This is a genomic window from Pseudomonas sp. No.21, assembly GCF_054558415.1.
Genome location: NZ_BAAJNO010000043.1, coordinates 1 through 900, shown reverse-complemented (window position 1 = coordinate 900; position 900 = coordinate 1). Strand labels below are relative to the sequence as shown.

The following is a 900-nucleotide window of genomic DNA, read 5'->3' as shown; positions in this document are numbered from 1 at the left end:
TGACGCTTCACCCATCCACCATTGCGGCGTCCAGCCCCACATACTGGTTGCCGGCCTGCACGCAACCGTAGGTTGGCGCCGAGCGCAGCGAGGCCCAACGGAGCGACGTCCGGCCTTGCGACGTTGGGCTTCGTACCTCAGCCCAACCTACGGGAACTCCGTGTTTAACGACCAACACCGCTTGGTGGATGAAAAAGCGCCATCCACCCTACCAATCACCGCGCCCGAACCAACCTCGGCGGTAGGCCGGAATGTAGGGTGGATGACGCTTCACCCATCCACCATTGCAGCGTCCGGGCCCGTATGGTGATTGCCGGCCTGCACGCAACCCCAGGTTGGCGCCGAGCGCAGCGAGGCCCAACGGAGCGACGCCCGACCGAGCCGCAAATGCCGACCTGTGGGAGCGGCTTCAGCCGCGAAAGACCCGCGCCAGCACGTGGCTTCGGATGGCCGGATGCGCCATCGCGAATGAATTCGCTCCCACAAAGTGGATAACCGATGGGCAAAAAAAAACGGCCCCGAAGGGCCGTGGCTCGACAATCATCCGCCCGCCGGAGTGTGCAGCTTGCGCGGGGGTTGGTGGTCGACAAGGGGATTCGGCCCGCAGGCGGCGGGCCGGTCCAGGCTCGGGGATCAGAAGAAGCCCAGGGGGTTGATGTCGTAGCTCACCAGCAGGTTCTTGGTCTGCTGGTAGTGGTCGAGCATCATCTTGTGGGTCTCGCGGCCGACGCCGGATTTCTTGTAGCCGCCGAAGGCGGCGTGGGCCGGGTACAGGTGGTAGCAGTTGGTCCACACGCGGCCGGCCTTGATGCCACGGCCCATGCGGTAGGCGCGGTTGATGTCGCGGGTCCACAGGCCGGCGCCGAGGCCGAACTCGGTGTCGTTGGCAATCGCCAGGGC

General features: G+C 65.6%; 1 protein-coding gene. It reads right to left on the bottom strand.

The window, feature by feature from the left end; translation table 11 throughout:
* Positions 1-633 precede the first annotated feature (633 nt).
* A partial coding sequence (locus ACYJSS_RS30675) for an aldehyde dehydrogenase family protein (RefSeq protein WP_459481275.1) occupies positions 634-900 on the bottom strand: 267 nt, incomplete at its 5' end.